Below are 5,256 nucleotides of genomic sequence, written 5' to 3'. Positions count from 1 at the left end.
CCCCTCTGGGGGGGGGAGAGGGTTAGGGTGAGGGGGAACAGCGCCCCCTCTCACTACTTACTTACGCACTGCGCTGCAGCAGCATCGACTTAATATGGCCGATGGCGCGCGTCGGGTTCAGCCCCTTCGGACACACACTGACGCAGTTCATGATGCTATGGCAGCGGAATACGCTGAAAGCGTCACTTAAACCTTCCAGACGGCTATCGGTTTCGGTGTCGCGGCTATCGATCAGGAAGCGATAGGCAGCCAGCAGACCGGCCGGGCCGATGAACTTGTCCGGGTTCCACCAGAACGACGGGCACGACGTTGAACAACATGCACAGAGAATACACTCATACAAGCCGTCGAGTTTTTCACGCTGCTCAGGAGACTGTAAATGCTCACGAGCGGGTGGATTTTGCCCATTATTCAATAAGTAAGGTTTAATCTTCTCATATTGTGCATAGAATTGCCCCATGTCTACCACCAAATCACGCACGACCGGCAGGCCTGGCAGAGGACGGATAACAATTTTCTGGCCCGGGCGCTGCAACGCGGAAATTGGCGTGATGCAGGCCAGACCATTTTTGCCGTTCATGTTGACGCCGTCAGAGCCACACACCCCTTCACGGCAGGAGCGACGGAACGACAGTGTCGGATCTTTTTCTTTCAGCTGGATTAACGCATCCAGCAGCATCATGTCACGACCTTCTTCCGCTTCCAGCGTGTAATCCTGCATGCGCGGAGCGTCATCTACATCCGGGTTATAACGATAAACTGAGAATTCGAGTTTCATTGTCCTGTCTCCGCATTAGTAAGTACGAATCTTCGGCGGGAACGCCGGACGCAGTTTCGGTTCCATGTTCACCTGACGGCGCGTCATGGTTTCCGACTCTGGCAGATACAGGGAATGGCACAGCCAGTTTTCATCGTCACGATCCGGGAAGTCGAAGCGGCTATGCGCGCCACGGCTTTCGGTACGGAAGTTGGCCGACATCGCGGTTGCGAACGCGGTTTCCATCAGGTTATCCAGCTCAAGACACTCAACGCGCTGGGTGTTGAACTCGCTGGAAGTATCATCCAGACGGGCGTTTTTCAGGCGCTCGCGGATCGCTTTCAGTTGCTCAAGACCTTTCGCCATCGCGTCACCTTCACGGAATACCGAGAAGTTGTGCTGCATACATTCCTGCAGCGCTTTGCGGATTTCCACCGGATCTTCACCGTTACGGTTACCGTTCCAGCGGTTCAGACGCTCAAGCGATGCATCAATTTCGTCGTCAGTGGCGTCACGCAGCGCGCCCTGTTCGGCAATGGATTCCTGCAGGTGCAGACCCACCGCACGACCAAACACCACCAGGTCCAGCAGGGAGTTCCCCCCCAGACGGTTGGCACCGTGTACGGACACACAGGCAATTTCGCCTACCGCGAACAGGCCTGGGATGACCACATCTTCGCCCTGCTCGTTCACGGTCAATGCCTGACCGGTCACTTTGGTCGGAATACCGCCCATCATGTAGTGGCAGGTAGGGATAACCGGAATTGGCTCTTTCACCGGGTCGACGTGGGCGAAGGTACGGGACAGTTCCAGAATACCCGGCAGACGGGATTCCAGTACCTCTTTACCCAGGTGGTCGAGTTTCAGCTTGGCGTGTGGACCCCATGGGCCATCACAGCCGCGACCTTCACGGATTTCGATCATGATGGAACGCGCCACCACGTCACGACCCGCCAGGTCTTTCGCATTCGGGGCATAACGTTCCATGAAACGTTCGCCGTGTTTGTTCAGCAGGTAACCGCCTTCACCACGGCAGCCTTCGGTCACCAGAACGCCCGCACCGGCGATACCGGTTGGGTGGAACTGCCACATCTCCATATCCTGCACCGGCACGCCAGCGCGGATAGCCATCCCAACGCCGTCACCGGTATTGATGTGGGCGTTAGTGGTGGACTGGTAAATACGCCCTGCACCGCCGGTTGCCAGCACGGTTGCGCGCGCTTTGAAGTAGACCACTTCACCGGTTTCAATGCACAGTGCAGTACAACCAACAATCGCGCCATCGGCGTTTTTCACCAGATCCAGCGCATACCACTCGGAGAAGATGGTAGTGTGGTTTTTCAGGTTCTGCTGATACAGAGTATGCAGCAGCGCGTGACCGGTACGGTCAGCCGCTGCCGCGGTACGTGCCGCCTGCTCGCCGCCGAAGTTTTTCGACTGGCCGCCAAACGGACGTTGATAGATGGTGCCATTTTCCAGACGGGAGAACGGCAGACCCATATGATCCAGCTCCAGAATCGCTTCCGGGCCAGTCTTACACATATATTCGATGGCATCCTGGTCGCCGATGTAGTCGGACCCTTTTACCGTGTCGTACATGTGCCATTCCCAGTTATCTTCATGGGAGTTACCCAGCGCAACGGTAATACCGCCCTGCGCAGATACCGTGTGGGAACGGGTCGGGAATACTTTAGAGAGCAGCGCACAGGTCTGGCCGCTCTGGGAAATTTGCAGCGCGGCGCGCATACCTGCGCCACCCGCACCAATCACAACAGCATCAAATTCTCTGACTGGCAGTTTCATTACACACCCCACACCACAACGAATCCATAAATAACGTAAACCACCAGTGCAACGACAATGGCCAGCTGCAGAGGAAGGCGAATCGCCAGCGGTTTAACGTAATCGGTCAACACCTGCCACATGCCAATCCAGGCATGAATAAGAATGGAGAACAGCGCCAGCAGGGTGAACACTTTGGTGAAGGCAGATCCGAAGAACCCGCTCCAGATTTCCCACGTCAGCGTGCCGCTGGTCGCGAAGAAACCGATCATATAGATGATGTAGAGGGTGAGAACGATGGCGGTAGCACGGACCAGAATGAAGTCATGTACGCCGTTGCGTCCTAATGCGGAGGCGTTGCTTACCATACGAGAACTCCTGCGAGAAGTGAAAGCACGACTGTAATCACAAATGAAATGTTAGCGGAACGTTTCCCGGCTTCGAAAGTCTCTTCCAGGTAACCAAAGTCCATCAGCATATGGCGAACACCCACCACAACGTGGTACGCCAGCGCGGTCAGAATGCCCCACATGATGAATTTCACGAAGAAGCTGTTCATGATGGCAGAGGCCTGGAGGAATCCTTCAGGAGAAGAGAGGCTGGTGCCCAGTAACCACAGCAGAATGCCTACCGCCACAAACGTAATCACACCCGATACACGGTGCAGAATGGACGCTATTGCTGTTACGGGGAACCGGATCGTTTTGAGATCCAGATTGACAGGTCTTTGTTTTTTCACATTTCTTATCATGAATAACGCCCACATGCTGTTCTTATTGTTTCCTTCCTCCGGACTGCGATGCGGGTCAGACAGCGTTCCTTTTCTATAACTGCGCGTCATGCAAAACATTGCTTCCAAATGCTAAAACGACACGTTACAACGCTGGGTGGCTCGGGATTGCAGGGTGTTCCGGAGACCTGGCGGCAGTATAGGCCGTTCACAAAATCATTACAATTAACCTACATACAGTTTGTCGGGTTTTCTCTGGAACAGTGATCAGGGTCACGATAACAACATCTTTTTAATTTTTAATCATCTGATTTGACAAATGTTAAACAATATTGTTACAAACGTCATCAGAAAAGGCATATAATGCGCAAAAGTTATGAGGTCTCTCTTTCACCTGACAAATAGTTATGTAACAGTGTGATGGTATTGACCGAAGTTATCAGGACAGTTATTAGTGATATACAGGTTTGAAAAATTCGGACTGCAAAAACGCTGATTTGCTGTTGTTTCACTGATATTTCATTCGTTTACCTGCAAGGCGCCATAGCTCTGTACCCTGGTTTGTCCTCGTGAGCTGAGCGGTAAGCCAAATAACAATCTGGTAACGGTGATTAACAGCTGAAAGCAAATCCGGTAAAGCGCAGTCTTAAGCATAAGGCGCTAAGGAGACCGTAAATGGCTGATACAAAGGCAAAACTCACCCTCAACGGTGGTGATGCTATTGAACTGGATGTGCTAAAAGGCACGCTCGGTCAGGATGTTATTGATATCCGTACGCTGGGTTCCAAAGGAGTGTTCACCTTTGACCCTGGATTTACCTCTACCGCATCTTGCGAATCCAAAATCACCTACATTGACGGTGACGAAGGTATCCTGCTCCATCGCGGCTTCCCCATCGATCAGTTAGCCACCGAATCCAACTATCTGGAAGTGTGCTACATCCTGCTGAACGGCGAAAAGCCGACGCAGGCTCAGTATGATGAATTCAAAACCACCGTCACCCGTCACACCATGATCCATGAGCAGATTACCCGTCTGTTCCATGCGTTCCGTCGTGACTCTCACCCGATGGCGGTGATGTGCGGGATTACCGGTGCGCTGGCGGCGTTCTACCACGACTCCCTTGACGTGAATAACCCACGCCACCGCGATATCGCAGCGTTCCGCCTGCTGTCCAAAATGCCAACCATGGCAGCGATGTGCTACAAATACTCCATCGGTCAGCCGTTCGTGTATCCACGTAACGACCTCTCCTATGCCGGTAACTTCCTGCGCATGATGTTCTCTACGCCGTGCGAAGAGTACGAAGTGAACCCGGTGCTGGAACGCGCGATGGACCGTATTCTGATCCTGCACGCTGACCACGAACAGAACGCCTCTACCTCCACCGTCCGTACCGCAGGCTCTTCAGGTGCGAACCCGTTCGCCTGTATCGCTGCGGGCATCGCCTCCCTGTGGGGACCGGCGCACGGCGGCGCGAACGAAGCTGCACTGAAGATGCTGGAAGAGATCAGCACCGTTGAGCACATTCCTGAATTCGTGCGCCGCGCGAAAGACAAGAATGACTCCTTCCGTCTGATGGGCTTCGGTCACCGTGTGTACAAAAACTACGACCCACGTGCAACCGTGATGCGTGAAACCTGCCACGAAGTGCTGAAAGAGCTGGGCACCAAAGACGATCTGCTGGAAGTGGCGATGGAGCTGGAACACATCGCGCTGAACGACCCGTACTTCATCGAGAAGAAACTCTACCCGAACGTAGACTTCTACTCTGGCATTATTCTGAAAGCGATGGGCATTCCGTCATCCATGTTCACCGTGATCTTCGCCATGGCACGTACCGTGGGCTGGATTGCGCACTGGAACGAAATGCACAGCGAAGGCATGAAAATCGCCCGTCCTCGTCAGCTGTATACCGGCTACGAGCAGCGTGATTTTAAGTCTGATCTTAAGCGCTAAACACGTGGGTGCGGCCTGATGCCCTCAC

At 53.7% G+C, this 5,256-nt stretch carries 5 protein-coding genes; 1 reads left to right on the top strand and 4 read right to left on the bottom strand.

What is annotated here, in order from left to right; genetic code table 11:
- Positions 1-61: 61 nt before the first annotated feature.
- From sdhB to sdhC, 4 genes are read right to left on the bottom strand one after another with little or no spacing between them, the layout of a single operon-like run.
- A complete protein-coding gene (gene sdhB, locus AK59_RS0122920; RefSeq protein WP_008501090.1) occupies positions 62-778 on the bottom strand; it encodes a succinate dehydrogenase iron-sulfur subunit SdhB in 717 nt (238 codons plus the stop codon).
- Positions 779-793: 15 nt separating this feature from the next.
- Positions 794-2,560 (bottom strand): succinate dehydrogenase flavoprotein subunit, encoded by a 1,767-nt coding sequence (gene sdhA / locus AK59_RS0122915; RefSeq protein WP_014831113.1) that lies wholly within the window; start codon positions 2,558-2,560, stop codon positions 794-796.
- Positions 2,560-2,907, bottom strand: a complete 348-nt coding sequence (gene sdhD, locus AK59_RS0122910; protein ID WP_008501088.1) for a succinate dehydrogenase membrane anchor subunit — start codon at positions 2,905-2,907, stop codon at positions 2,560-2,562. Before sdhD ends, sdhA begins: the two co-directional genes overlap by 1 nt.
- Positions 2,901-3,305 carry a succinate dehydrogenase cytochrome b556 subunit gene (gene sdhC / locus AK59_RS0122905; RefSeq protein ID WP_020684965.1) on the bottom strand — a complete coding sequence of 135 codons (405 nt, stop codon included), beginning with the start codon at positions 3,303-3,305 and terminating at the stop codon, positions 2,901-2,903. Before sdhC ends, sdhD begins: the two co-directional genes overlap by 7 nt.
- A 639-nt stretch (positions 3,306-3,944) precedes the next feature.
- On the opposite strand from sdhC, the gene AK59_RS0122900 reads away from it, so the two are divergent.
- Positions 3,945-5,228 (top strand): citrate synthase, encoded by a 1,284-nt coding sequence (locus AK59_RS0122900; RefSeq protein WP_013097545.1) that lies wholly within the window; start codon positions 3,945-3,947, stop codon positions 5,226-5,228.
- Positions 5,229-5,256: the final 28 nt, after the last annotated feature.

This window comes from Enterobacter sp. T1-1, from assembly GCF_000710795.1.
Taxonomy (GTDB): Bacteria; Pseudomonadota; Gammaproteobacteria; order Enterobacterales; family Enterobacteriaceae; genus Enterobacter; species Enterobacter cloacae.
This window is presented reverse-complemented; position numbering and strand designations above follow the sequence as displayed.

Bases quoted from the DNA above. Each gene is read 5' to 3' on its own strand.
- AK59_RS0122900 (WP_013097545.1), top strand. From the start codon at position 3,945: ATGGCTGATACAAAGGCAAAACTCACCCTCAACGGTGGTGATGCTATT.
- sdhD (WP_008501088.1), bottom strand. From the start codon at position 2,907: ATGGTAAGCAACGCCTCCGCATTAGGACGCAACGGCGTACATGACTTC.
- sdhC (WP_020684965.1), bottom strand. From the start codon at position 3,305: ATGTGGGCGTTATTCATGATAAGAAATGTGAAAAAACAAAGACCTGTC.
- sdhA (WP_014831113.1), bottom strand. From the start codon at position 2,560: ATGAAACTGCCAGTCAGAGAATTTGATGCTGTTGTGATTGGTGCGGGT.
- sdhB (WP_008501090.1), bottom strand. From the start codon at position 778: ATGAAACTCGAATTCTCAGTTTATCGTTATAACCCGGATGTAGATGAC.